Raw genomic sequence first — 26,086 nt, 5'->3', positions numbered from 1 at the left:
TGAAAAAATGTTTACTCATGTTGAAAGTTTTAAATCAACTTTTCTAGAAAAGTTAGAGACGATGTATGGTAAAAGTTTTAAAGATTCTACAACTCGTGATCAATATAATACGCTTGGCCATATGGTACGTGAGTATATGAATAGTCAATGGATTGCAACGAACGAGAGTTATCGATCCGGAGAGCAAAAGCAAATGTATTACTTGTCTATTGAGTTTTTGCTTGGACGTTTGCTTGGAAGTAACATCTTGAATTTAGGTATTCGAGATGTATGCGAGCAGGGGTTATCTGAACTAGGGATTTCATTACAAGAGTTAGAAGAAGTGGAAGCAGATGCAGGCCTTGGTAATGGTGGGCTTGGACGCTTAGCAGCCTGTTTTCTCGATTCACTCGCATCTTTAAACTTACCAGGACACGGCTGTGGAATTCGTTATAAACATGGTTTGTTTGATCAGAAAATTGTTGATGGTTATCAAGTTGAATTTCCAGAACAGTGGCTTCTTCATGAAAACGTATGGGAAGTAAGAAGGTATGATCAAGCTGTAGAAGTAAGTTATTTCGGCAGTGTTGAACCGCTAGAAATTGACGGGCGTTTAGAGTTTAGGCATACAAATGCAGAAGTCATTATGGCCGTGCCATATGATGTGCCGGTAGTTGGCTATGAGACGAGTACTGTAAATACACTTAGACTTTGGAATGCTGAACCAGTTCCTTTCCCGCAAAACTGCAAAGATATTTTGAAATATAAGCGTGAAACAGAGGCTGTATCGGAGTTTTTATATCCAGATGATACGCATGATGAGGGAAAAATACTTCGTTTAAAACAACAGTATTTCCTCGTATCAGCAAGTTTGCAAAATATCGTTCGAATGCATAGAGAAAGATATGGTGACCTTCGTCAACTACATGAAAAAATTGCGATCCACATTAACGATACACATCCGGTTTTAGCAATTCCGGAACTGATGCGTATTTTACTAGACGAAGAAAAGTTAGCATGGGAAGAAGCTTGGCACATAACGACGCAGACGATTTCTTATACGAATCATACGACGTTATCAGAAGCGCTCGAAAAGTGGCCAATTCACATTTTTAAACCGTTATTACCGAGAATTTATATGATTATTGAAGAGATTAATGAACGTTTCTGTCATGAACTGTGGGAACAGTATCCGCATGAGTGGGATCGTATTGAAGCAATGGCGATTATTGCACATGACCTTGTGAAAATGGCTCATTTAGCGATTGTCGGTAGCCATAGCGTAAACGGTGTAGCAAAAATTCATACGGAAATATTAAAGCAGCGGGAAATGCGATTGTTTTATGAATTTTATCCAGATAAGTTTAATAATAAGACGAATGGAATTGCTCATAGGCGCTGGCTTATGAAAGCAAATCCACAGTTAACAAATCTCATTTCAGAGGCGATTGGAACGGAGTGGAAGAAAGAACCGATTAAGCTTCAAGAGCTACAATTAGTTCAATATGATGCGAGTTTCCAAGAGAAATTTGCAGAGGTAAAACAAGAGCGTAAAGAGATTTTAGCGGAGCGTATTCATAATACAATGGGGATTACCATTGATCCAAATTCTATTTTTGATGTGCAAGTGAAAAGATTACATGCTTATAAACGACAATTATTAAATGTTCTTCATATTTTATATTTGTATAACCGTTTGAAAGAGGATGCTAGTTTTACATTTTATCCGCGTACTTTTATTTTTGGAGCGAAAGCATCACCTGGCTATTATTACGCGAAAAAAATTATTAAATTAATAAATGAACTCGCAAGAAAAGTAAATAATGACCCGTATGTCAGTCAATATATGAAAGTTATCTTTCTAGAAAACTATCGAGTTTCTTTAGCTGAAGATATATTCCCAGCAGCGGATGTAAGTGAACAAATTTCAACGGCGAGTAAAGAAGCATCGGGAACAGGTAATATGAAATTTATGATGAATGGTGCGATTACACTCGGAACGCTAGACGGTGCTAACGTTGAAATAAAAGACCGGGTCGGTGAGGATAACTGTTTTATTTTCGGTTTAACAGCCGAAGAGGTTCTTCATTACTATCAAAATGGTGGGTATCGTGCAAGTGATTATTATCACCACAATAGGCACATTAAAAAAGTAGTTGATCAATTAACAAATGGTTTCTTTGCACAATCGGGAGCTGAATTTGAAGCGATTTACGATTCTCTCGTTATTCAAAACGATGAATATTTCGTTCTGCGAGATTTTGGTCCATATGCTGAAAGACAAGAGGCTGTCGGTAGAGCTTATGAGAACCGAACGAAGTGGCTAGAAATGTCGATTTTAAATATTGCACAGTCTGGTCATTTTGCGAGCGATCGAACAATTTTGCAGTACAGTAATGAAATTTGGGGTATCGGTAATGCAGTTAAACAGTTTTAAAGAGGTTGCTATATTGGGAGATATATTATCGATTTACCAACCGAAATGGATATTAATAAATAAAACGGGCTTAATAAAATTAAGCTCGTTTTATTTATTTTGCTTAAGAAAGAAATGGAACAGTGGTATATATGATACCTGCCCCATCATACTCTCCTGTCGCAAAGTATGAAAATGTAAAGAAACCTGTAACCGTAAGAATTACAATAAGAAAAAGTGCGAAGATAAATTTTAACATGTAAGGTCCCCTCATCCAAAAATAACTTCATACATTATTATAGTATACGAATATTTTATTTCCAATTGTTTACTGGTTAAAAATGAGAAGTCAGACATGTTTTGTATGTTGTAATGGAATGATTATTTGTAATGGATTTTGTGTTTTTTGTAAATGTCATGTTGTGATGGACGTGTGCATACTCCCAATCATGATCATTAAAATTTATGTTTCGGGGAGGGAGAAGTGGGACGACATCGAACAAGTTGACGAAACGAAAGCTACTAGCTACTTGTAGTTTATAATAATTTCGAAAAGCGATATCTCCTACTTTTGGAGAAGCGAATGTATAAAGTCCATACTGTGCGAAGGCAGTATTTATACGTGCATCTAATATGTGTAATGTGGCAAGCGCGCCACCTAGACTATGCCCAGTAGCTAGCAGTTTTTTATGTGCTGGCAATGATACGAGCATATCCATAATAGAATCACGACAAGACTCATAAATAGAGAGAAAACCGTTATGGACATTTCCGCCATTTAAAGCATAAGGATAAGGTTTTTGATTGACGAGAGAATCAATAATCCAATCGGGGTCTGTTTGAGTGCCTCTGAAGGCAACAATAATTGTATCCTCAGATTCTAATATAAATCCGAACCATTCTGTTGTTTGAATGGCCTTTCCTTGAAACCCTTGTACATATTGAAAACCATCTGGTATTTCGAAAATGCCATTTTGTTTATATTGTTCATACGTTAACTCACAACAAGAAGCTAACAGTATGGCAGTGTCTTTATCAAAGGATAAAGGAGTACGCATTAAGGAAGCCCTCCTTAAGAAAAAGTATAGTTTAATATATGCAGTGAGGAACTTGATTCATTCTTTTGGAGGTGGGGAATAGCTTGTATCGCTTATCTAAATCAGTGGAGGAAATTATAACGTCAAAATAAAACAGTGCCTGATATGAACTGACCCCATAAAGTTAGACACGTTATTTCATTAAGCGGCTGTTAGGGCGTGAATTCGGTATTGTACTGGACTCACGCCCTTTAATTTTGCTTTAATTCGTTTGTGATTATAATAATCGATATATTTTTCAAATTCTTGTTTAAAGTGTTCTATACTCTCAAAATCTTTGAGATAAAGAAATTCAGATTTCATAATACCAAAGAAACTTTCAATAACCGCATTATCGTAACAGTTCCCTTTGCGAGACATACTTTGAGTAATTTTATGTTCTTGTAGGGCATGACGATACTTCTTCATTTGATACTGCCAACCTTGATCCGAGTGAATCAAGAGTTCATCTTCTTTTGTTAATCGTTGAAAGGACTTCTCTAACATTTTCGAAACAAGTGAATAGGTTGGTTTTGAACCGATTGTATAAGCAATAATCTCCCCATTAAATAAATCTAACATCGGTGATAGATAGAGCTTCTCGCCGAATAATTTAAATTCTGTTATGTCTGTAACCCACTTTTCGTTAGGCTTTTCAGCTATAAAGTTGCGGTCTAAAATATTTGGCGCAATCTTACCTACTTTCCCTTTATAAGAGCGATATTTTTTCATACGAACTAGGCTCTTCAAACCTAGCTCTTTCATGATTCGTTGAACTTTTTTATGGTTGACTTTGTGTCCTTGATTCGTCAATTCATCACGAATACGACGGTATCCATAGCGACCTTCGTGCTCGTCATAAATCGTTTGAATTAAGTTTTTTAATTCTCTATCTTTATCTGAGCGATTGAAGTTTTTTACCCAGTAATAGTACGTGCTGCGTGGGATCTCTGCTAATTTCAGAAGTGCTTTCACCGAAAAATCGTTCCTCAGTTCATAGACTACTTGTGATTTGTCTTGTTTGGTGATTTTTCTTTGTTTTGAACTAAGGCATTCAACTTTTTTAAATAAGCATTCTCCATACGTAAACGCTCTAACTCAGCTTGTAGCTCCTCAACTGATCCTTCAGCTGGTGTTTGATTTTGGATTGATTTTGGATTTTTTTTAGTCATGGATAGACGCCCCTTCTTCTTTGATGCAAGGGCGTCTATTCCTTTTGTACGTAATTGAGTGCGCCATTTTCTAATAAGTGCAGGTGAAGAAATATTAAAAATAACGGCTGTTTCATTTGGAGACGTCCCATTCTCATTCATATAATTAAGTACGTCTAGTTTATACTCCATGGAATAGGATGTATAGCCTTTTTTAAATGCATGTATTCCGTGAGATTCAAATTGCTTTACCCACATCCGAACGACTTCATAATTCGCACCAAATGATTTCGCAATATCCCATATACTTTCATTTCCATTTTGATAACGTATTACAGCATTTATTTTCTGTTCTGAATTAAATTTAGTCATAAAAAACTGCACCTCCAATTGTTAGACGGTGTCTAACAATTGGGGTGCAGTTCAATAAGGGCACTGTTTACTCTTTTTCATCTCAAGGAATCGACTTTTTTAGTTATTCTTAATGAACTGACGCATACGTTAGTTGCATAAGTAAGAGGTTTGAAAAAATAGTCTGTATATATTTGAACGATGAATAACTTACCTATTTTCTTATGTTTGTTTACACTATATACAGAAAAATTTGAAAAACAAAACGTATTATTTATCTGTTTGTTTTTGCTTCTTTTTCAAATACTCCGTACGCAATTTTTCAAGTTGCTGCTTTTTATCAAATTTGGCAGGTTTCTGTTTTTCATGGAACTTTGCCACAGCTACCTGACTTTTGGAATCCAATTGATATTTTCCCACTTTGTTCACCTACTTTTCTTGTCTCTAAAGAGAATCTATTCAACAAATATAATATACCTTATTTTCCTGAAGTAAACCTTATTACTTTATTTTAACTGCTTTTTCTCGTTTGTAGACGTAAATTAAAACACCCTTTCACTGCATTACTGCAAGCAAGGGTGTTTTAATTTTATTATTTTATTAGTTGATGGCCATGCCTACATAAGGGCACAGTTTACTCTTTCCCATCTAATAAACGACCAAGTCCACCTAATACACTACCTTCGCCAGTACTTTGCGCTGCTGGGCTTGTAAGGCGTGCTGCTAAGCGGCTAAGTGTTAAGGACTGAATCCAAACTGTTCCAGGACCTTCTAATGTTGCGAAGAATAAACCCTCGCCGCCAAATAGAGCTGTTTTTACTTTACCAACGAACTCGACATCATAGTTAATGTCTTTTGTCATAGCAACGAGACAACCTGTATCAATGCGAAGTTTCTCACCAGGTTTTAATTCACGTTTATATACAGTTCCACCTGCGTGCATGAAAGCAAGGCCATCACCTTCAAGTTTCTGCATGATGAAACCTTCACCACCGAAGAAACCAGTTCCTATTTTTTTCGTAAATTCAATTCCGATGGAAACACCTTTTGCGGCACAAAGAAAGGCATCTTTTTGACAAACTACTTTTCCTTGATACTCTGTTAAATCTACAGGAATAATTTTACCAGGATAAGGAGCAGCAAATGAGACGTGGCGCTTGCCGTGACCTGTATTTGTAAATACAGTCATAAACATACTTTCGCCTGTAACGAGACGTTTACCAGCGCCCATTAATTTTCCGAATAAACCTCCAGATGGGCCAGAACCATCACCGAAGATTGTTTCCATTTCTATGTAATCTTCCATCATCATCATTGCGCCAGCTTCTGCGATCACGCTCTCTTCTGGATCTAACTCAATTTCAACAAACTGCATATCATCGCCATATAACTTATACTCGATTTCGTGTGCTCTCATTTTTTTCACCTCGTATGTAATAGATACTTATATTGTACAGAATTTAATAGGATTAGAATACTTTAGTTTTGTTAATTTTCAAATAAAGTGGAACCAGCCAAAACTGATTATCAGCTCCCGCCAATCAAGCTGTCCACAAATGGCGGGATAATATATGAATATGGAAATTCAACATTATATTAAAATTATAAAAAAATGGTGGAATGAAAGTGTTCTCATTTGACGTTTTGGATATAGCGTGATATAGTGAAATCACTATTGAGCTACATAATGTGGTACGGAAATAAAGCACGTTGAATTAAAGGCTGTAAGCTTGTTATACATTCATGTCCTTTATATCCACCTTTTCATGTGGATTCATAGTTTCATTTTTATTTAGGAGGTACATGACATGCAAACAGGTAAAGTTAAATGGTTCAACAGCGAAAAAGGTTTCGGTTTCATCGAAGTTGAAGGTGGAGACGATGTATTCGTTCACTTCTCAGCTATCCAAGGTGACGGATTCAAAACTTTAGAAGAAGGTCAAGAAGTTTCTTTCGAAATCGTTGAAGGTAACCGTGGACCACAAGCTGCTAACGTTACAAAAAACTAATTAGCTAGCGATAAAAAGCATTCCGATTTTCGGAATGCTTTTTTTTATTCTTTGGAACTAGATTCATTTGAAGATAATTCACCTTTGAAGGTACGTTCTTCAAAATCATCAAGCATTTGTTCATATTCTTCATGCTCTTCTGTAGCGAAAACTTGTGGGTTTTTCCCGTACATATCCGTACCGATAAAGTTTTCAAAATCCTCCACGTAGCCTACGTTTTCTTCACTATTTACATACATGCCATTATAGTTTTTTGAATCTTGTCTTTCTAAATCAGACGGCGTTTCAGATGTTCCGTAATTTGCGACATCTTGCCACGCATCTTCCGCATCGTACTCAACAGAATGGTCCTCATCATGCTTGTGGAAAGAAGGGGATAACACTTCCTCTTCAACTGGACGCGTATCCATGTTTAATTTATTTGTCGCGTGCTGAACGCATGTTGTAGCAGTCGGCATTGCTTCTAATCTTTCGAATGGAATCTCTTCGCCAGACACTTCGCAAATGCCGTACGTACCCGCTTCTATTTTTTGCAAGGCGTGTTTCGTGTCATCAAGCTGTTTATGCCAAAGTTCAATAAGCCCGAAGTCTTTTTCACGTTCATATAGCTCTGTAGCCATATCAGCTGGATGGTTATCATAGCTAGACAGTTCTCCTACTGAGTCACGTTCAGAAGCACGATCTGTATTTTCATGAGTTTGTATCGTTTGCTCTAGTTCTTGTTTTTGTTTTTCTAAAATGGATTTAAATTGACCTACTTGTTGTGGAGTTAACATAGTCGTCCACCTTCCTACAATTCAGTTTCTTTACATAGTATGAGCGTTGAGAGTAGGAATTATGAGATGAATTTTAGATATGAAAAAGGAGCCGCATAAGCAGCTCCTTTTATAGAAAGTATCCAAGTAATAATCCGATTCCCATTAGGAAACCGAAGATTGTATTTGTTTTTGCTGTTGCAATCATCGCAGGTACCATTTCCATCGGAATGCTTTTGCCGATAAAGCCTTTCGTCGCTTTAAATGCTTTCGGAGCACTTAAAAATACGATAAGCATCCATGGTGATACGATGCCCACGATAATTAAAGCAATTGTCCAAATGTAGGAAACGATGAACATCGAAGCAAGTACACCAACAGCTCGCTCACGTCCGACGAGAATTGCTAACGTTTTACGACCGTTTTCTTTATCGCCATCCAAGTCACGAATATTATTGGCTAGTAAAATGGCACCAATTAAAATGGAGCTTGGAATAGATAGTAAAATGACTTCTGATGTTACAGTTCCAGTTTGAATAAAGAATGAAATCCCAATAATAATGACACCCATAAATAATCCGGCTGTCAACTCTCCAAATGGTGTATATGCAATTGGAAGTGGGCCACCTGTATAAAGGTAAGCAACAGCCATACAAACAAGACCGATTGCAGCAAGCCACCAGCTAGAATTCATACAAATATAAACACCTAATAGTATTGCGATGCCGAAAAATCCAAATGCTAAGTTAAGCACTGTTTTTGGCTGAATGCCATCGCGAACGATAGCGCCGCCGATACCAACTGAACCTTCGTGATCGAGTCCTCTTTTATAATCAAAGTATTCATTAAACATGTTTGTTGCTGCTTGAATGAGAAGACAAGCAAGAAGCATCATAAGGAAAAGAGGAAGATGTATTTGATTTATACCTCCGACCTGCATCGAATATGCTGTTCCGATGAAAACAGGCACGAAAGCTGCTGTTAATGTATGGGGACGTAGTAAACTCCACCAGATGCGCCAGCCGGTTTGCTTACTTGGCTTTGGCGCCGTAGGAGAGGAATTCGTTTTGACGTTCATTTCCATGTTGAATCCTCCTTTGGTCACATATTGTACACAACTAAGTGTAGAAAAAGCATCATTTAGTGTCAACGTTTATTTTCTAGGAAGAGAAGGTGAATTTCTCAGAAATGCTAAACGTTGACAGGCCTTTCGTTTGAGGTGTATCTTAAAATCAAGCGTAATTATGACTATTTTTCGCCCATAGGGGGGAGACAATTGTGATTCAAACGAAACAAAAAGGCTTGCAAGAAGTTCTTATTGCAGCTATCAAGCGTGCAACTAACGAAAAAACATTGGTTAGTTTTGTAAAACAAATAGACTGGGTGGATCCGCTTCTGTTCTATGCAGCAGGAAAAAGGATTTCATTCGAAAATAGATGTTATTTTGCAGACCCGGCTCAGCATGTAATATTTGCAGGAATTGGCTCTGTTTTCACTATAGCAAATTCTTCTCATAAGCGCTTTCAAACCGCTCGCGACGAGTGGGAGAAAGTAAAAGAGAATGCATTTGTCCAAAGAGATGAATATGAATTTGGAACGGGTCCGCTTTTATTTGGTGGTTTTTCATTTGATCCAGAAAAAGAGAAAACGGACCTATGGAAAGAATTTAAAGATACGACATTTTCACTACCAGCATTTTTATTAACTGTAAAAAATGAAAAAGCATGGTTAACGATGAATACATTTGTTTCAGCAACAGATTGTGCAGAAACTCTTTCTAACGAAATGATTTCTTTAGAAGAGAAGATTTTGGGAGAGAGTAAATGTGCGCTAAACGGATCGAAATTGACTGTTATTTCTAAAGTAGAAGTGGATCCGAAAGGCTGGATGAAAGCAATTGAAAAAGTACAAGATGAGATGAAGCAGGGTAACGTGCAGAAGGTTGTATTGGCGAGGGAACTAAAAGTAGAGATGAATCAGTCGATTGATTCTGCTCTTGTTTTAGAAGCACTTCGCATTGGTCAACCGGATTGTTACGTATTTTCTTTTGATTATAAAGGAGCATGCTTCTTAGGAGCGACGCCTGAGAGATTAATTCGCAAAGAAGATGAGAAATTTACATCGATGTGTCTTGCGGGTTCAATCGGTCATGGTCATTCTATAGAAGAAAGTAAGCGAAATAGTAATGCGCTTCTTCATGATGAAAAGAATTTAGCTGAACATGGGTATGTTGTTAACATGATCCGCTCGGTACTAAATGAACATTGCGAATACGTTAATATTCCGGAAAGCCCAGGTTTATTAACAACGAAAAACTTAATTCACTTATATACGCCTGTAGAAGCAAAAGGCGATGCGAGTCTTTTAACAATGGTAGAAGAATTACATCCAACACCAGCTCTTGGCGGGACACCTCGTTTGGAAGCGATGAAACTGATCCGTGATGTTGAATTGTTAGACAGAGGGTTGTATGGTGCACCGATTGGCTGGATAGATGATGAAGGAAATGGTGAATTTGCGGTTGCGCTGCGCTGCGGATTATTAAACGGCGAGAAAGCATCCTTATTTGCCGGTTGTGGTATTGTAATTGATTCAATCCCGCAGCTTGAATATGAAGAAACAAGTTTGAAGTTTAGACCGATGCTTGGTGCTTTGGAGGAATTAATGAAATGAACAATCATATAGAAGCATTATCATATTATTTAGGCGCGTTCGTGGATGAACTGACGCGTCTAGATGTATGTGATGTTGTCATTAGTCCAGGCTCACGGTCAACGCCGATTGCTTTACTAATGGAACAACACGAAGGAATGAACACATATTTACATGTGGATGAAAGATCAGCAGGATTTTTCGCGCTTGGTATTGCGAAAGCAAAAAAACGCCCAGTAGCATTATTATGTACGTCAGGAACAGCAGCAGCGAACTATTATCCAGCTGTATGTGAAGCTTTTCATTCAAGGGTCCCACTTATCGTCTTAACAGCGGATAGACCGCATGAATTAAGAGATGTTGGTGCACCACAAGCAATGAATCAATTTAATTTATACGGTACTTTTGTGAAACAATTTACAGAGATGGCACTGCCAGAAGCAAGTGAAGCGATGTATCATTACGCTCGTATGACGACGCAGCGTATAGTAGCAAATGCTTGTTTAGCGCCGCAGGGTCCTGTTCATCTTAATTTTCCAGTTCGCGAGCCACTTATCCCTGATTTCTCACTAGAAAGCTTATGGGATAAAGGACGTAGTGAATATACAGGAGTAGTTCAGCAAGGAAACGCGGTGATGCCGAGTGAATATGTAGATTCTCTTGTAGGGCGCCTTTCACATATGGAAAAGGGGCTTATTATTTGTGGAGATGATAGTCATGCAGAAATTGCAATGTTTGCAACGCAACTAGCTGAAAAAACTGGCTATCCTATATTAGCAGACCCACTTTCTAATATTCGTAGCGGACACCACGATAAAACGATGGTAATTGACTGTTATGATACATTTTTACGAAATGAAAAGTTAAAAGAAACATGGAAACCGGACGTTTTAATTCGCTTTGGTGGTATGCCTGTTTCTAAATCATTAACGCAGTTCATAAAAAAACAAACAAAAGCAGTTCATATCGTTGTCGATGAATCAGGACAATGGAGAGATCCAGCTCTTGTTGCGACAGAAGTTGTGCAAGCAAGTGACATTGAATTCTGCAAGGCATTAATAGAAAAAATGCCAGTTATGAAAAAGAATGATTGGTCCCTAATGTGGCAACATATAAACGAAAAAACGAAGGAAACGCTTCGTGAAATGGAAACATATGAAACTGCATTTGAAGGAAAGGTTATTACAGATATTGTGCGCGTATTACCAGAAGACGCAACGTTATTTGCGAGCAATAGTATGCCAATTCGTGATACAGACTCATTCTTCTTCACATCGGATAAAAACATCCATGTGATGGCAAACCGTGGTGTAAATGGTATTGATGGAATCATTTCGACAGCTCTAGGAGCAAGCGTTATTTGCGACCCACTTGTATTAGTAATTGGTGATTTATCATTTTATCACGATTTAAATGGACTGTTAGCAGCGAAATTACATGAATTAAATATAACAATTGTCGTTGTAAATAATGATGGTGGGGGTATTTTCTCATTCTTACCACAGTATGAGAAAAAGGAACATTTTGAATCATTATTTGGAACACCAATTGGACTTGATTATGAGCACGTTGTCAAAATGTACGGCGGTTCATTTAGCCGTGTAAATGGTTGGGAGCAATTCCGAGAAGAAGTTCGAAAAGGAACGACGACAGAAGGTTTACACGTTGTGGAAATTTGTACGAATCGTGATGAAAACTTAACATTGCACCGTACGTTATGGGCAAAAACACAGGACGTAATTACTACATCGTTGCAAGGTGAATCAAAATGAACGTAACGCTGCAAGGTGTATCGTATGAATATGAAGTAGTCGGAAGCGGGGAACCACTTCTACTTCTTCATGGTTTTACGGGAAGCATGGAAACGTGGCGTTCTTTTATCTTTTCATGGAGTGAGCAGTTTCAAGTTATTGTAGTGGATCTTGTTGGACACGGAAAGACTGAGAGTCCTGAAAATGTTGCGCATTATGATATCCGAAATGTGGCATTGCAAATGAAAGAACTACTAGATTACCTTCATATTGAAAAAGCACATATACTTGGCTACTCAATGGGAGGAAGACTGGCGATTACGATGGCATGTCTATATCCAGATTATGTACACTCTCTTTTATTAGAAAATTGTACAGCTGGGCTCGAAAACGAAGCAGATAGAAAAGAACGTCGTGAAAAAGATGATCGACTTGCCGATAAAATTGAGCGAGAAGACATAGAAAGTTTTGTATCTATGTGGGAAAATATTCCGCTTTTTGAAACGCAAAAACGTTTAGCAAAAAACGTACAAGAAGCGGTGCGAAAAGAACGACTTGCTAACAATCCAAAAGGACTTGCAAATAGCTTGCGCGGCATGGGAACGGGGGCTCAGCCTTCATGGTGGGATGAGCTGAAAAACTTAAAAATACCTGTTCTTTTAATGAACGGAGAGTATGATGAAAAGTTCTTTCGTATATTAAAAAATATTGAAAAATGCATCTCTGACGCGAAATTTGTCAAAATTGATGGTGCTGGCCATGCAATTCATGTGGAACAACCGGAAAAGTTTGATACAATAGTAAAGGGATTTCTAAAAACTATGCAGTGATGCTTTTTTCAGTTAAGAATGAAGTTACACTTATAGAGGAGATCAGAAATATACAAGGAGGTAGTTGTAATGGCTATTGAATGGGTAAAAGAAGGCAATTACGAAGATATTATTTATTCAACATACAATGGTATCGCAAAGATTTCGATTAACCGCCCTGAAGTACATAACGCATTCCGTCCTAAAACGGTAATGGAGTTAATCGACGCTTTTGCACAAGCTCGTGATGATGCAAATGTTGGCGTTATCATTTTAACAGGTGAAGGTGGACGTGCATTCTGTTCTGGCGGCGACCAAAAAGTTCGCGGTCATGGTGGATATGTAGGTGACGACCAAATCCCTCGTTTAAACGTATTAGACTTACAACGTCTAATTCGCGCAATTCCTAAACCAGTTATCGCAATGGTAGCAGGTTATGCAATCGGTGGTGGACACGTACTTCATATCGTATGTGACTTAACAATCGCTGCAGACAACGCTGTATTCGGACAAACAGGTCCTAAAGTAGGAAGCTTTGACGGTGGATACGGAGCTGGTTACTTAGCTCGTATGGTAGGCCACAAGAAAGCTCGCGAAATTTGGTACCTATGCCGTCAATACAACGCTCAAGAAGCACTTGATATGGGCTTAGTAAACACTGTAGTACCATTAGAAGAGCTTGAAGCAGAAACAGTACAATGGGCACAAGAAATTTTAGCAAACAGCCCAATGGCACTTCGTTTCCTAAAAGCTGCATTCAACGCAGACACAGACGGTCTAGCTGGTATTCAACAACTAGCTGGAGATGCAACGTTATTGTACTACACAACTGACGAAGCAAAAGAAGGTCGTGACGCATTCAAAGAAAAACGCAGTCCGGACTTCGGTCAATTCCCTCGTTTCCCTTGATCAAACCAAAAGCGGAAGCGGCTTGCTTAGAACAAGAGGGCGTAGGAAGGCGTGAAACGACCGACTGTTCTAGCCGCTGTAGCTGGATGAAACCAAAAGCGAAAGCAGCCACCGAGCATTCTAGCTGCTGTAGCTGGATAAGACCAAACCGGAAACAAAACAACTAAGAGACTTGATATCATATCAAGTCTCTTTCTTTCATGAAAGGAGAATGAATGATGGAGACGATGCCAAATTGGTTAATGCAACGTGCATTTTTAACACCAGATCGCACTGCAATTGAAATAGAGGAAGAGAAAGTTACTTTTATGGAGCTGCATGAAAAAGTAGTATCTGTTTGTGAACACCTCACGCATGTTGGAGTGGAGCGAGGGCAAAAGGTGGCTGTTCTGATGAAAAATGGTATGGAGATGATTACAGTTATTCACGCCCTATCTTATGTAGGTGCAGTAGCTGTGCTTTTAAATACGCGTCTTTCAAGAGAAGAGCTACTTTGGCAAATGGATGATGCTGAAGTTGTTTGTTTAGTAACGGATCAAGATTTTGATGCTAAAGATGTTCCTGTTTATTCATTAGCCGAAGTGATGAATGGACCAAAAGAGGAAGCCTCTATACAAGAAGAGTTTTCTTTAGAAGAAGCGATGACAATTATTTATACGTCTGGGACGACAGGCAAACCGAAAGGCGTTATTTTAACGTACGGCAATCATTGGGCAAGCGCAGTCGGTTCGTCGCTTAATTTAGGACTTCGTGATGATGATTGTTGGTTAGCCTGCATGCCGATGTTCCATGTTGGCGGGCTATCTCTTTTAATGAAAAACATTATGTATGGCATGCGTATTTTACTTGTTCCGAAATATGATGCTGATTTTATTCATAAAGCACTTCAAACGAGAGGAGTAACAATTATTTCTGTCGTTTCTAAAATGTTAACTGATTTATTAGAGCGACTTGGGGCAGAGACATATCCATCTTCTTTACGATGCATATTACTTGGCGGAGGACCAGCGCCAAAACCACTATTAGAAGCATGTGTAGAAAAAGGAATTCCTGTATATCAAACGTACGGTATGACAGAAACATCTTCGCAAATTTGTACGTTATCCGCAGATTACATGTTAACGAAAGTAGGATCAGCTGGAAAACCACTATTTCAGTGCCAACTTCGTATTGAAAAAGATGGCGTAGTAGTGCCACCATTTGCGGAAGGTGAGATTGTAGTAAAAGGACCGAACGTAACAGGCGGTTACTTTAACCGTGAAGATGCGACGCGAGAGACTATTCAAAACGGATGGCTTCATACTGGCGACCTCGGTTATTTAGACGAAGAAGGGTTTTTATACGTATTAGATCGCCGCAGTGATTTAATTATTTCTGGCGGAGAGAATATATACCCAGCTCAAATTGAAGAAGTGTTACTCTCCCATCCGGCAGTAGCGGAAGCTGGCGTTGTCGGCATGGCTGACGATAAATGGGGACAAGTACCAGCTGCTTTTGTTGTGAAAAGCGGGGCGGTAACAGAAGAAGAAATTCTTCATTTTTGCGAGGAGAAGTTAGCGAAATATAAAGTGCCGAAGAAAGCATGTTTCTTAAAGGAATTACCACGTAACGCTTCGAAAAAATTGTTAAGACGAGAGTTAAGACAATTAGTGGAGGAGATGTAGGTGGAAATAAAAAAAGCGACACTGTATATAACGGAAATGCCACTCGTAATCCCGTTTGCTGCAAGCTACGGGACTTACGAAAAGCGTGAGAGTATCGTTATTGAATTAGAGGATAAGGACGGGTACATCGGATTTGGGGAAGTCGTTGCATTCTCTGAACCGTGGTATACGGAAGAAACGGTGAAGACAGCGCTGCATGTACTGCAAGACTTTTTAATACCTGATTTATTAAAGGCTGAAATTTCTCATCCGAATGAGGTACCGGGTCTATTTCAACATATAAAAAGAAACCGAATGGCAAAAGCCGGAATAGAGGGGGCTGTTTGGGATTTATATGCGAAGCGTCAAAAGAAATCGTTAGCGACATTGCTTGGCGGAACGAAGTCTGAAATTGAAGTCGGCGTTGTAATTGGGATCAATACAATTCCGGTTATGTTAAAACAAATCGAGAAGTACGCAGAAGAAGGATACGAGCGCTTTAAAGTGAAAATAAAGCCAGAGCATGATTACGAATTATTGAAAGAGATTCGTAAAGAGTTCCCAGGTATCCCGTTAATGGCTGATGCAAACTCAGCATATACATTAGGGGATACGGAGAGGCTGAAACGACTAGATGAATTCCAATTAATGATGATTGAACAACCGTTAGCGGATTACGATTTTCTTGATCACGCGGAATTGCAAAAGAAAATTGAAACGCCGATTTGTTTAGATGAAAGTATTCATAGTTTAGAAGATGCACGCGTTGCGATTACGCTTGGCAGCTGCCAAATTGTGAACATTAAACCAGGGCGAGTGGGCGGATTAACAGAATCAATCCAAATCCATAATTATTGTATGGAACATAACGTACCCGTTTGGTGCGGTGGTATGGTAGAGATGGGGATTTCACGAGCGCAAAATGTTGCTCTTGCGTCATTGCCTAACTTTACGATTCCAGGAGATATATCTGCTTCTAGTAGACATTGGGAGCAGGATATTATTTGGCCGGAAGTGATGCTTGAGGGCGGGAAAGTGATGGTGCCGCAAAGCGTTGATGCTGAGTATGAAGTAGATCGCGGAAGATTGGAAGAAATTACGAAGCAGCGGATTGTGTTTGAGCGGTAAATGGAAGTTTCATTAGGATGCCCGCAAATAGCGAGAGGATTTTGTCGTTCATTGTCGGTAAGTCGATATATTTCAATAATTGCTGATATAATTTGAGTTACGGTCGATATAATTGGAAAAATCGCTGATATAATTTTATTTACCAAGGTTACTCTAACGAGTAGCCTTTTTGTATTGTACAAATTGGATAGACTAGTTTACAATCGAGCGTATAAAAATGGAATGAAAAAGGGGGAGTAAAATGAAGCGCATTTCAATTTTAATAGCGGATGATGAGGCAGAAATTGCTGATTTAATTGAGATACATTTAGAAAAAGAAGGGTACCACGTCGTGAAAGCAGCTGATGGAGAAGAGGCAATTCATATTATTGAAACGCAGCCAATCGACTTGGTAATTTTAGATATTATGATGCCGAAAATGGATGGGTATGAGGTGACGCGTCAAATTCGCACGAAACATCATATGCCGATTATTTTTTTAAGCGCGAAAACTTCGGACTTTGATAAGGTGACAGGTCTTGTACTAGGCGCGGATGATTATATGACGAAGCCTTTCACACCGATTGAATTAGTTGCACGTGTAAATGCACAACTGCGTAGGTTTTTTACGTTAAATCAACCGAAAGTAGCGGAGAGTAAATCTGCTTTAGAAATAGGCGGAGTCGTAATTAATCCCGAGCGTAGGACGGTTGATGTATATGGTGAGCAAATTGAATTAACGCCGAAAGAGTTTGATATTTTATATTTATTAGCGAGTCATCCGAAGAAAGTGTACAATGTAGAAAATATTTTTCAGCACGTATGGGCAGACGATTATTATGAAGGTGGAAATACAGTAATGGTACATATTCGTACGTTGCGGAAGAAACTTGGAGAAGATAAAAGAAAGGATAAATTAATAAAAACAGTGTGGGGAGTAGGTTATACTTTTAATGGCTAATATGATGAAAAGTTTTCGATTTAAAATGATTGCCTTATTTGCGTTAAGTATGGTACTTGCAGCAACTGTAACTTATATAATTTATAAAGGATTGCAGCTGTATTATAAAACGATGGTTCGCTACGAAGAGCCTTTAGCACAATTTAGGTCAATGGTAAGGGAATTTGGAGACATTAATTTCTTTTTAATTTTCTTTATTCCGTTATCTATTATCTTTTTCTTCTTTTTGACAAAACCGTATTTAAAATACTTTGATGAAATTTCTAATGGGATTCATCATCTTGCGAACGGTAACTTTACGAATAAAGTTCAAGTTTCATCAAATGATGAGTTTGGAAATATCGCGCGTGAAATAAATGTTGCAAGTGAAAAGTTAAAAGAAGCTGTTGAAAGAGGAGACTTTGCTGAAAGTAGTAAAGATCAGCTTGTTGTGAATTTAGCTCATGATTTAAGAACACCATTAACATCCGTGTTAGGATATTTAGATTTAATTCTTAAAGATGAAAATTTAACAAAAGAACAAATTAAACATTTCTCCACAATTGCATATACAAAATCGCAAAGACTGGAAAGTTTAATTGATGAGCTATTTGAAATTACACGTATGAATTATGGCATGCTAAAGCTGGATAAAAAGCCGATTGATATAAGTGAGTTGCTTATACAGTTAGAGGAGGAATTGTATCCGTTATTAGAAAAACATCATTTAGAAGCTAGATTGAATGTGGCTCCTCATTTACCGATGCACGGTGATGGAAAATTGTTAGCTAGAGTATTTGAAAACTTGTTAACAAATGCCGTTCGTTACGGCTATGATGGACAATTTGTTGATATGAATGGGTATGTTGATAATGGAGAAGTTGTCGTACAAATTATGAATTACGGAGATAGCATCCCGGAAGAAGATTTACCGTATCTTTTTGATATGTTCTATACAGGTGATAAAGCAAGAACTGAGAACCGTGGCGGGACAGGCCTTGGACTATTTATTGCGAAAAATATTGTCGAGCAACATAACGGTACGATTTCTGCTGAGAGCAATGTAGTTAGAACGATATTTGAAGTACGATTGCCAAAAGACGAGAATGTAACAATTTAATAAAAATTTAAACTTTACCCCACTTTTTATTTTAATAGTTTTTTCTATTCTATACGTAAGTTACGTTAAGGAGGAACTAGAAATGAAAAAGTGGGTATTTATTTCTTTTTTTATAGTATGCACAGTATGTGTAGGCGTTTATATATCACCGTTATTTCAAAAGGAAATCGACGTTAAAATTGTCGGGAAAGATGAGCTAGTAAAGGCGGCAAACACCGATGGGAAAGAGATTACGAAGGAACAAATTTATAAGGGCGATTTATTATTAGTTAACAGGGATTACCCAGTAAAAAAAGATAGTATTAGGTCTGATATTATAAATGTAAATCATAATAGTGAATTAGTGAGAGGCTATGTAATATTTGATAGAAATCTTCGTTTATCAAAGGATGTTGTGAAAAAGTTTTTGAACGTTGTCGATGCGGCTGGAAAAGAAAGTGTTAACCATTTTTTGATTAGTAGTGGCTATAGAGATTTCCAAGAGCAAAAACAGCTATATGAAAAAATGGGATCTGATTATGCACTTCCAGCAGGATACAGTGAACATAACTTAGGATTATCACTGGACATTGGGTCTACTCAAAAGAAAATGGAGAAAGCGCCTGAAGGAAAATGGATTGAAGAGAACGTATGGAAGCATGGCTTTGTATTACGTTATCCGAAAAATAAAAGTAACATTACAGGCATTCAATATGAGCCATGGCATATACGTTATGTAGGCTTACCTCATAGCGCAATTATGCAAAAAAAGAATTTCACACTAGAGGAATATTTAGGGTTTTTAAAAGAGGAAAAAGAGATTTCAACTGAAGTCGAAGGTAAGAAATATACTGTTTCTTATTATAAAGTTTCTGAGAATATGAAAGTGAACGTTCCAGCAAACAAGCAGTATGAAATTTCCGGGAACAATATGGATGGGGTTATTGTGACGGTTCAGGAATAGAGAAAAAGCTATCTGAAGTAGATAGCTTTTTTTCATGATTGGCCCCGGTCATATGCCTATCAAGCTAGCGAAATAAATCAATGGATACGAAATATAGTTGTTTTTAAACTAGCAAGTAAAAGTAGGAGTGCTAAAAAAGTTTATTAAAGTGCGATTTTTTTATTAGGTACTTGTCTATGCTTTATCGTTGTTTTATACACAATATCGGATTATAAAAATGGTCACCTTCTTATATCGATGAGATTTAAGAACATTCTTTTTAAGCAGTTGATAAAGGCGTTTGCTTGAAATAGGAACGAAAAGGAATTATTAATTATATAAATTGCTCTATATTTGCACCGAATGAATTAGTTATGAGATTTATTTTAAATGTCATTAAATAATTGTTTTATGCAAATTAATAGTAACAAATATTGATGGTTATTAATAGATTAGTTTAATTCTTCTGAATGTTTTACTATTTGAATTGCGAGATAATAAAAGTGTATTTTTATTGTTTTCTGCTGTTATATATTTAGGAGGGAGAATGGTAGATGAAAAAGAAATTTATCAAGGGGATGATTTCTGCTGCATTATTGCTGAGCTTTACTTTACCATCAATTGCTGATGCAAGTATTGAAACGGAAGATGATGGTATTGTAACGGAGTATATCCCTGAAATTAATCTAGGCATTGATTTATCAAAGGTTGATACTTCTGACTTCGATTTTGAAAACTTTGAAAAAGAGTATGATTTTTTAGTAAATGACCCTGTTTTTTTACAACTAGAGGAGGAAGTAAACTAAGGGTTGAATCTGTTGTTGAAAAAAATCCTTTTACTGGCGAATTGGTTGTTAAGCAGGAAATATTGCCGGCTATTGTTCTTGGTGCATTAAGAGTATTAGTTTCAAAAGTAGGTAGAACTGCTGCGGATAAAGCCTGGGCGGTTGCGCGTCCATATGTACAAAAGGCACTCAATTCTCCGAAGCAATATATTTTAGAAGCAGCTAAGGGTGGAATGATAATACAAGTACGTTCTAAAGCTACTGGTAACCGAGTTTTTGCCATAGATTATCATTATATTGATGGAAAAGGTCCTATTTTACATTATCATAGTCCTCCTAATGTCGGTGCACATAAATATTTTAGATAATGTCTAAGGAGCTTATATCTATGAAAAAATATAACTTTGAAGATTCGATTCATATGCATTTATTTTATTACAGGGATATAGAAGAGGTTTTTACATATGAGGCTGTAGCTTATAAAGTATGTAATGAAAATTTATGGGTAGTATATTTTGATATTTCTTACTATGATGATTTATCAATTCATCAATTTTCTAAGTATCCATTCTATGATAAATATGGATATGAAATTCTCCATGTTCGTACAAAAGATCTAGATGAGTGTGAAGGAAATAAATTATTTACTGATTGGTTAATTAATAATTCAATTGTTTAGTTCTAGCCCGCTATTGGCGGGCAGTAAGGCTTCCACCTCAAAAGTTGGTGAAGGCTAATCCACACTGATTAAAGTTTCATTTTATAAATTTATCTATCACCAAAAAGCCTATCAATTTAAGTGCTTTTTGGTTTTTTATTTATGACGGAGAAATGTCTTAACATATAAAATTTACGAAATGCTAATGGCCTCCATTATTGGCACTTAAACATTATAACGTTATATTTACTTCTCCCTTTTTTTGTGTTACGCTAAACGTGTGAAAGAGATATAAAAATGAAACTTTAATGTAAGCGTATTCTTATGGCTTCTTATAGAAAAGGGTGGAAGTACAATGACAGAACGATTCGTACTACGTAATGTGAAACGTGTGAACGGGGAAGAGATTGACATTGTAATTGAAAATAATAAAATCGCACAGGTGACGAAAGCTGGTGCTGGTGAGGGTGGAAAGGTTCTTGATTGCTCTGGTACTTACGTATCGAGTGGCTGGATTGATTTACACGTTCATGCTTTTCCAGAGTTTGATCCGTATGGCGATGAAGTGGATGAAATTGGCGTTAAGCAAGGGGTAACGACAATTGTTGATGCGGGTAGCTGCGGAGCTGATCGCATTGCAGATTTAGTAAAAAGTAGAGAACAGGCAAAGACAAATTTATTTGCCTTTTTAAATATTTCTCGCATCGGTTTGAAACGAATTGATGAATTATCCAATATGGAATGGATAGATAAAGAGAAAGTGATAGAAGCAGTAGAAAAGTATAAAGATGTAATCGTTGGGTTAAAGGCGAGAATGAGTAAAAGCGTCGTTTGTGATAGTGGAATTGAACCGCTGCATGTAGCGCGCTCTTTATCCCGTGAAACATCATTACCGATTATGGTACATATCGGTTCAGCGCCTCCTCGCATTGAGGAAGTTGTACCTCTTTTAGAAAAAGATGATGTTATTACACATTACTTAAACGGGAAAGAAAATAATTTATTTGATGAAGAAGGGAAACCGCTACCTGTGTTACTAGATGCAGTGAATCGCGGCGTACATTTAGATGTTGGTCACGGTAATGCTAGTTTTTCTTTTAAAGTAGCAGAAGCAGCGAAGCGTCACGGTATTGCCTTTCATACAATTAGTACAGATATTTACCGAAAGAACCGTATACACGGTCCAGTGTATAGTATGGCTCATGTTCTTTCGAAATTCCTTTACTTAGGTTATCCGCTAGAAGAAGTGATTGATGCGGTTACGAAAAATGCGGCAGAGTGGCTTAAGAAACCAGAGCTTGGCCGTATTCAAGAAGGAGATATTGCAAACTTAACTTTATTTACGGTTAAAGATGAGAAGGTTACGTTAATTGATTCAGAAGGGGATCAGCGCATTGCTGAAAGAAGGATTGATACGAAAGGGGTTGTAATTAATGGGTCATTCATTGAATGCTAAGTACGGATTAAAAAGAGTAATTAATGCGAGCGGTAGAATGAGTATTTTAGGTGTATCTGCTCCTACAGATACGGTAATGGATGCGATGAAACATGGTGGACAAAATTATGTGGAAATTGCTGATTTAGTAGATAAAGCAGGAGACCATATTGCGAGAATTCTAGATTCAGAGGCAGCGGTCGTTGTGAATTCAGCATCGAGCGGAATTGCGCTTTCTATCGCTGGTATCGTTACAGAAGGAAATCGCCGTAAAAGTGAAAGACTTCATCAAGAAGTAATCGCGAAAAACGAAGTGATTATGTTAAAAGGTCATAACGTTCAATACGGTGCTCCTGTTGAAACGATGATTTACTTAGGCGGCGGTAAACTTGTAGAAGTTGGCTATGCAAATGAAGGGAAAGCAGAGCATATTGAAGATGCAATTGGTGAAAATACAGCAGCGATTCTGTATGTGAAATCACATCATGCAGTGCAAAAAAATATGATTTCTGTTGAAGAAGCATGGGAAGTTGCGCAGCGAAATAAAGTACCGCTTATCGTGGATGCAGCAGCTGAAGAAGACATTCAAAAATATGTGAAGTATTCAGATCTTGCTATTTATAGCGGTTCAAAGGCAATTGAAGGACCTACTTCTGGTATTGTGGGCGGTAAAAGAAAGTATATTGAATGGCTGAAAGTGCAATTACATTGTATCGGAAGAAGCATGAAAGTTGGGAAAGAAACAACTTTTGGTTTACTTCAAGCACTTGATGAGTACGGAGTAAAAGAAGATAAGAGCGAGCAAGAAAAAGAATTGCTACAAGTACTTATGCCGCTAAAAGAATTAAATGGTGTAAATGTAACGATCGTTCAAGATGAAGCTGGAAGAGCAATCTTTAGAGCACGTATTCATATTAACGAAAAAGAGTTAAATAAATCGGCAAAAGACGTTGTGGCTGCATTACGCGACGGGGAAATTGCAATTTACACACGTGATTACGGAGTAAGACAAGGGTTCTTTGATATCGATCCACGTCCACTTCAAGGTGATGACATACATGTAATTGAAGAAAAAATGAGAGAAATTGTAGGGGGAAACTAAAATGACAAACATTCAAAAACGTTTTTATAAAGGCCGCGTAGCATTAAATGTATTGGCAAACAATATAGAAAATGCGAAAGATATTTTTGAAGCAGCAGAAGGTTATGTAGTAGTGGGAGTGTTATCAAAAGACTATCCAACAGTAGAAGAAGCTGTTACAGCTATGAAAGCATATGGAAAAGAAATTGATGACGCTGTATCAATCGGACTAGGCGCAGGAGATAATCGCCAAGCGGCAGTTGTGGCTGAAATTGCGAAGCATTATCCTGGTAGCCATATTAACCAAGTGTTTCCTTCAGTTGGAGCGACACGTGCAAATCTTGGCGAAAAAGATAGCTGGATTAATAGTTTAGTATCGCCAACAGGAAAAGTAGGTTACGTAAATATTTCTACTGGCCCAATTAGTGCGGCTGGAGAAGAAAAAGCAATCGTTCCAATTAAAACAGCGATTGCACTTGTACGTGATATGGGCGGAAATTCATTGAAGTACTTCCCGATGAAAGGGCTAGCCCATGAAGAAGAATATCGCGCAGTTGCGAAAGCTTGTGCGGAAGAAGGATTCGCATTAGAGCCAACAGGCGGAATTGATAAAGAAAACTTCGAAACAATTGTACGTATTGCGCTTGAGGCAAATGTAGAGCAAGTTATCCCGCACGTGTACTCTTCTATTATTGATAAAGAAACTGGTAACACGAAAGTAGAAGATGTGCGTGAATTATTAGCAGTCGTGAAGAAGCTAGTTGATCAATATGCGTAAGAAAATTGCAGCATTCGGCGAAGTAATGATGCGCCTGCAAGTACCTGGATATGAATTGTTGTCGCAAGCTAACACGTTAAATTACTCATTTTCAGGTACAGGTGTGAACGTTGTAGCGGCACTTTCTCACTTAGGGCATGAAGGGCTTCTTATTTCAACTTTACCGGAAAATTCGGTTGGAGATGCAGCTGTATCTTACATTCAAAAGTTAGGAATTCAAACTTCTCTTGTTTCAAGAGGTGGTAAATATGTAGGTATGTATTTTTTAGAAAATGGATTCGGTGCACGTGCAAGCCGCGTTACGTATTCGAATCGACTAGAAAGTAGCTTCAATACGGCGTCTGAAGAGATATACCAATTTGAAGAAATTGCTAAGGAAATTGATATCGTTCATTTTTGCGGTATTACACTTGCGATGAATGATACGGTGCGCCATCATATGAAGTCTTTAGCGAGAGCAGTTAAAGAAAACGGAGGAACCGTCGTTTTTGATTGTAATTATCGTCCATCACTTTGGGGAGAAGACGGATATGAACAGGCAAAACCGCATTATGAAGAAATGCTGGGACTTGCTGATATCGTTATGATGAACGAAAAAGATGCAATGTTTGTTTTAGGAATAAAAACCGAAGAAACGGAGCGAGAGGCGCAACTTGTTGATCTTATTCCAAAGGTAGCTGAAACGTATCATATCGCTACAATCGCTGGTACTCATCGCTCTATTAACAGTGATAATACACATTCGCTTCGCGGGTTTATATGTAAAGATGGAACGTTCACTTTTGCAAAAACACTTACGTTTTCTGTATATGATAGAATAGGTGCTGGAGATGCTTATACGAGCGGAATTATTCATGGCGAGATAAAGGAGTTCGCACCAGAGAAAGCTGTTTCATTTGCGTCAGCAGCTGGAATGCTAGCACATACAATCGTCGGTGATACGCCAATGTCATCAGAGAAGGATATACTTCGGGCAATGACGGCATCAGTAGGTGATGTAGAAAGGTAGTGGGTGTAACGGTGAACGTAACGAGAAAAAAAGGACCATTATATTTGCAAATAAAAAATATTATTCGTGATCGAATATTGCATGGTGTATATGCGATTCATACGAATATCCCTTCCGAACCGCAGTTAGAAGAAGAGTTCAAAGTGAGTAAAATTACAGTGCGAAATGCGATTAAAGAACTCGCTCAAGAAGGATATTTGGAAAAGAAAAGCGGTAAAGGAACGAAAGTCATCCGCAATACTTCTGCGACAAAACTGTCAAAGGGTAAGAAATTTACTGAAGTGTTAGTGGAAGAAGGATATAAAGTACAGAAGAAATTGCTAAAAGCAGAAATTGTGCAGAATGAAGAAGGAACAGTGCCATTTCGATTATTCGGTAAGGAGAGTTTTCGTATTGAACGTTTATATACGTTAAATGATGCACCGTACATTCATTATACGCACTATTTCTCAGCAGGAATGGCAAGTTCAGATTTATCGGATTTTGACTTGCAATCGCTTTATGATTTAGTTGAAGACCGAGGTATTCATTTAGAAAACTTCAGAGATGAATTCGCTGTTGGACTCGCGCCTAGTTTCGTTGCAGAAGCGCTAGGTGAAAAAGAGGGGACAGCGCTATTAAAACGCATGCGTTATTCTTACGATGAAGTTGGCGAAGTAATTGAATATAGCGAAGGCTACTACAATACAGAAATGCAGCATTATGTAGTGAATTATGACGTATAAAAAAGAGGGGATTTTCCCTCTTTTT

Annotated in this window: 25 protein-coding genes and 2 pseudogenes; 18 read left to right on the top strand and 9 right to left on the bottom strand. The window is 37.8% G+C overall.

Annotation, left to right across the window (positions count from 1 at the left end):
• Positions 1-7: 7 nt before the first annotated feature.
• Entirely contained in the window at positions 8-2,416 is a 2,409-nt protein-coding gene (gene glgP / locus C3Y97_RS24610; protein ID WP_000494106.1) for a glycogen phosphorylase, read from the top strand.
• 103 nt (positions 2,417-2,519) lie between these two features.
• Here glgP and C3Y97_RS28295 read toward each other — a convergent pair whose 3' ends face one another.
• From C3Y97_RS28295 to C3Y97_RS24595, 5 genes are all read right to left on the bottom strand, one after another.
• Positions 2,520-2,654, bottom strand: a complete 135-nt coding sequence (locus C3Y97_RS28295) for a hypothetical protein (protein ID WP_281992284.1) — start codon at positions 2,652-2,654, stop codon at positions 2,520-2,522.
• Positions 2,655-2,730: 76 nt separating this feature from the next.
• Complete coding sequence (locus tag C3Y97_RS24605; protein WP_001260111.1) at positions 2,731-3,453, bottom strand: lipase family protein; 723 nt, start codon at positions 3,451-3,453, stop codon at positions 2,731-2,733.
• Positions 3,454-3,633: 180 nt separating this feature from the next.
• A protein-coding gene (locus C3Y97_RS24600; RefSeq protein ID WP_136363522.1) for an IS3 family transposase occupies positions 3,634-4,994 on the bottom strand; the annotation gives its coding sequence in 2 pieces (ribosomal slippage) (positions 3,634-4,538 and positions 4,538-4,994; 1,362 coding nt in all).
• A 249-nt stretch (positions 4,995-5,243) separates the two neighbouring features.
• Positions 5,244-5,393 carry a hypothetical protein gene (locus tag C3Y97_RS27945; RefSeq protein WP_000521639.1) on the bottom strand — a complete coding sequence of 50 codons (150 nt, stop codon included), beginning with the start codon at positions 5,391-5,393 and terminating at the stop codon, positions 5,244-5,246.
• Between the two features lie 214 nt (positions 5,394-5,607).
• The gene (locus C3Y97_RS24595; protein WP_001201257.1) at positions 5,608-6,390 is read right to left on the bottom strand and encodes a TIGR00266 family protein; all 783 of its coding nucleotides are present in this window, start codon (positions 6,388-6,390) and stop codon (positions 5,608-5,610) included.
• Positions 6,391-6,781: 391 nt separating this feature from the next.
• Between C3Y97_RS24595 and cspD the strand changes: the two genes are divergently transcribed.
• Positions 6,782-6,982 carry a cold-shock protein CspD gene (cspD, locus tag C3Y97_RS24590; protein WP_001193054.1) on the top strand — a complete coding sequence of 67 codons (201 nt, stop codon included), beginning with the start codon at positions 6,782-6,784 and terminating at the stop codon, positions 6,980-6,982.
• A 44-nt stretch (positions 6,983-7,026) separates the two neighbouring features.
• Here the strand turns inward: cspD and C3Y97_RS24585 are convergent, their stop codons facing one another.
• The gene (locus tag C3Y97_RS24585) at positions 7,027-7,758 is read right to left on the bottom strand and encodes a yteA family sporulation protein (RefSeq protein ID WP_071740500.1); all 732 of its coding nucleotides are present in this window, start codon (positions 7,756-7,758) and stop codon (positions 7,027-7,029) included.
• A gap of 109 nt (positions 7,759-7,867) precedes the next feature.
• Entirely contained in the window at positions 7,868-8,821 is a 954-nt protein-coding gene (locus tag C3Y97_RS24580; RefSeq protein WP_000425770.1) for a 1,4-dihydroxy-2-naphthoate polyprenyltransferase, read from the bottom strand.
• Between the two features lie 194 nt (positions 8,822-9,015).
• Here C3Y97_RS24580 and C3Y97_RS24575 point away from each other — a divergent pair, with 194 nt between their 5' ends.
• The 4 genes from C3Y97_RS24575 (at position 9,016) to menB (ending at position 13,858) form a co-directional block, all read left to right on the top strand.
• Entirely contained in the window at positions 9,016-10,410 is a 1,395-nt protein-coding gene (locus tag C3Y97_RS24575; RefSeq protein ID WP_000616739.1) for an isochorismate synthase, read from the top strand.
• A complete protein-coding gene (gene menD / locus C3Y97_RS24570) occupies positions 10,407-12,161 on the top strand; it encodes a 2-succinyl-5-enolpyruvyl-6-hydroxy-3-cyclohexene-1-carboxylic-acid synthase (protein WP_001059195.1) in 1,755 nt (584 codons plus the stop codon). The genes C3Y97_RS24575 and menD overlap by 4 nt, the downstream gene beginning before the upstream one ends.
• A complete protein-coding gene (gene menH, locus C3Y97_RS24565; protein WP_001103345.1) occupies positions 12,158-12,970 on the top strand; it encodes a 2-succinyl-6-hydroxy-2,4-cyclohexadiene-1-carboxylate synthase in 813 nt (270 codons plus the stop codon). Before menD ends, menH begins: the two co-directional genes overlap by 4 nt.
• Before the next feature lie 69 nt (positions 12,971-13,039).
• Positions 13,040-13,858 carry a 1,4-dihydroxy-2-naphthoyl-CoA synthase gene (gene menB / locus C3Y97_RS24560; protein WP_000963881.1) on the top strand — a complete coding sequence of 273 codons (819 nt, stop codon included), beginning with the start codon at positions 13,040-13,042 and terminating at the stop codon, positions 13,856-13,858.
• A gap of 26 nt (positions 13,859-13,884) precedes the next feature.
• Here the strand turns inward: menB and C3Y97_RS27940 are convergent, their stop codons facing one another.
• Positions 13,885-14,040, bottom strand: coding sequence for a hypothetical protein (locus tag C3Y97_RS27940; protein ID WP_168732381.1), 156 nt, complete (start codon positions 14,038-14,040; stop codon positions 13,885-13,887).
• 36 nt (positions 14,041-14,076) lie between these two features.
• On the opposite strand from C3Y97_RS27940, the gene C3Y97_RS24555 reads away from it, so the two are divergent.
• The 5 genes from C3Y97_RS24555 (at position 14,077) to C3Y97_RS24530 (ending at position 19,611) form a co-directional block, all read left to right on the top strand.
• Positions 14,077-15,522 (top strand): o-succinylbenzoate--CoA ligase, encoded by a 1,446-nt coding sequence (locus C3Y97_RS24555; RefSeq protein WP_000449571.1) that lies wholly within the window; start codon positions 14,077-14,079, stop codon positions 15,520-15,522.
• Positions 15,523-16,629: an o-succinylbenzoate synthase gene (menC, locus tag C3Y97_RS24550; protein WP_000403301.1), complete on the top strand. Its 1,107-nt coding sequence runs from the start codon at positions 15,523-15,525 to the stop codon at positions 16,627-16,629.
• A 241-nt stretch (positions 16,630-16,870) separates the two neighbouring features.
• Positions 16,871-17,569, top strand: a complete 699-nt coding sequence (locus tag C3Y97_RS24540) for a response regulator transcription factor (protein ID WP_000822487.1) — start codon at positions 16,871-16,873, stop codon at positions 17,567-17,569.
• Complete coding sequence (locus tag C3Y97_RS24535; protein WP_000002598.1) at positions 17,562-18,668, top strand: sensor histidine kinase; 1,107 nt, start codon at positions 17,562-17,564, stop codon at positions 18,666-18,668. The genes C3Y97_RS24540 and C3Y97_RS24535 overlap by 8 nt, the downstream gene beginning before the upstream one ends.
• 82 nt (positions 18,669-18,750) lie before the next feature.
• Positions 18,751-19,611, top strand: coding sequence for a D-Ala-D-Ala carboxypeptidase VanY (locus tag C3Y97_RS24530; RefSeq protein WP_000759407.1), 861 nt, complete (start codon positions 18,751-18,753; stop codon positions 19,609-19,611).
• 143 nt (positions 19,612-19,754) lie between these two features.
• Here the strand turns inward: C3Y97_RS24530 and C3Y97_RS28510 are convergent.
• Positions 19,755-19,946, bottom strand: a pseudogene (locus tag C3Y97_RS28510) (hypothetical protein); the annotation flags it as partial.
• A gap of 198 nt (positions 19,947-20,144) precedes the next feature.
• Here C3Y97_RS28510 and C3Y97_RS28390 point away from each other — a divergent pair.
• The 7 genes and pseudogenes from C3Y97_RS28390 (at position 20,145) to C3Y97_RS24495 (ending at position 26,061) form a co-directional block, all read left to right on the top strand.
• Positions 20,145-20,743 (top strand): annotated as a pseudogene (locus C3Y97_RS28390) (hypothetical protein).
• Positions 20,744-20,763: 20 nt separating this feature from the next.
• On the top strand, positions 20,764-21,054 hold the full coding sequence (locus C3Y97_RS24520) for a DUF3986 family protein (protein ID WP_000760464.1): 291 nt from the start codon (positions 20,764-20,766) through the stop codon (positions 21,052-21,054).
• A 334-nt stretch (positions 21,055-21,388) separates the two neighbouring features.
• A complete protein-coding gene (locus C3Y97_RS24515; RefSeq protein ID WP_000139930.1) occupies positions 21,389-22,489 on the top strand; it encodes an amidohydrolase/deacetylase family metallohydrolase in 1,101 nt (366 codons plus the stop codon).
• A complete protein-coding gene (locus C3Y97_RS24510; RefSeq protein ID WP_000510099.1) occupies positions 22,467-23,570 on the top strand; it encodes a DgaE family pyridoxal phosphate-dependent ammonia lyase in 1,104 nt (367 codons plus the stop codon). The genes C3Y97_RS24515 and C3Y97_RS24510 overlap by 23 nt, the downstream gene beginning before the upstream one ends.
• 1 nt (position 23,571) lies before the next feature.
• Positions 23,572-24,327 (top strand): 2-dehydro-3-deoxy-phosphogluconate aldolase, encoded by a 756-nt coding sequence (gene dagF, locus C3Y97_RS24505; protein WP_000181907.1) that lies wholly within the window; start codon positions 23,572-23,574, stop codon positions 24,325-24,327.
• Complete coding sequence (locus C3Y97_RS24500) at positions 24,320-25,336, top strand: sugar kinase (RefSeq protein WP_001227516.1); 1,017 nt, start codon at positions 24,320-24,322, stop codon at positions 25,334-25,336. Before dagF ends, C3Y97_RS24500 begins: the two co-directional genes overlap by 8 nt.
• Positions 25,336-26,061 (top strand): GntR family transcriptional regulator, encoded by a 726-nt coding sequence (locus C3Y97_RS24495; protein WP_000539278.1) that lies wholly within the window; start codon positions 25,336-25,338, stop codon positions 26,059-26,061. The genes C3Y97_RS24500 and C3Y97_RS24495 overlap by 1 nt, the downstream gene beginning before the upstream one ends.
• Positions 26,062-26,086 lie beyond the last annotated feature (25 nt).

The organism is Bacillus sp. DU-106 (assembly GCF_004799705.1).
Classification (GTDB): Bacteria; Bacillota; Bacilli; order Bacillales; family Bacillaceae_G; genus Bacillus_A; species Bacillus_A cereus.
This window is presented reverse-complemented; position numbering and strand designations above follow the sequence as displayed.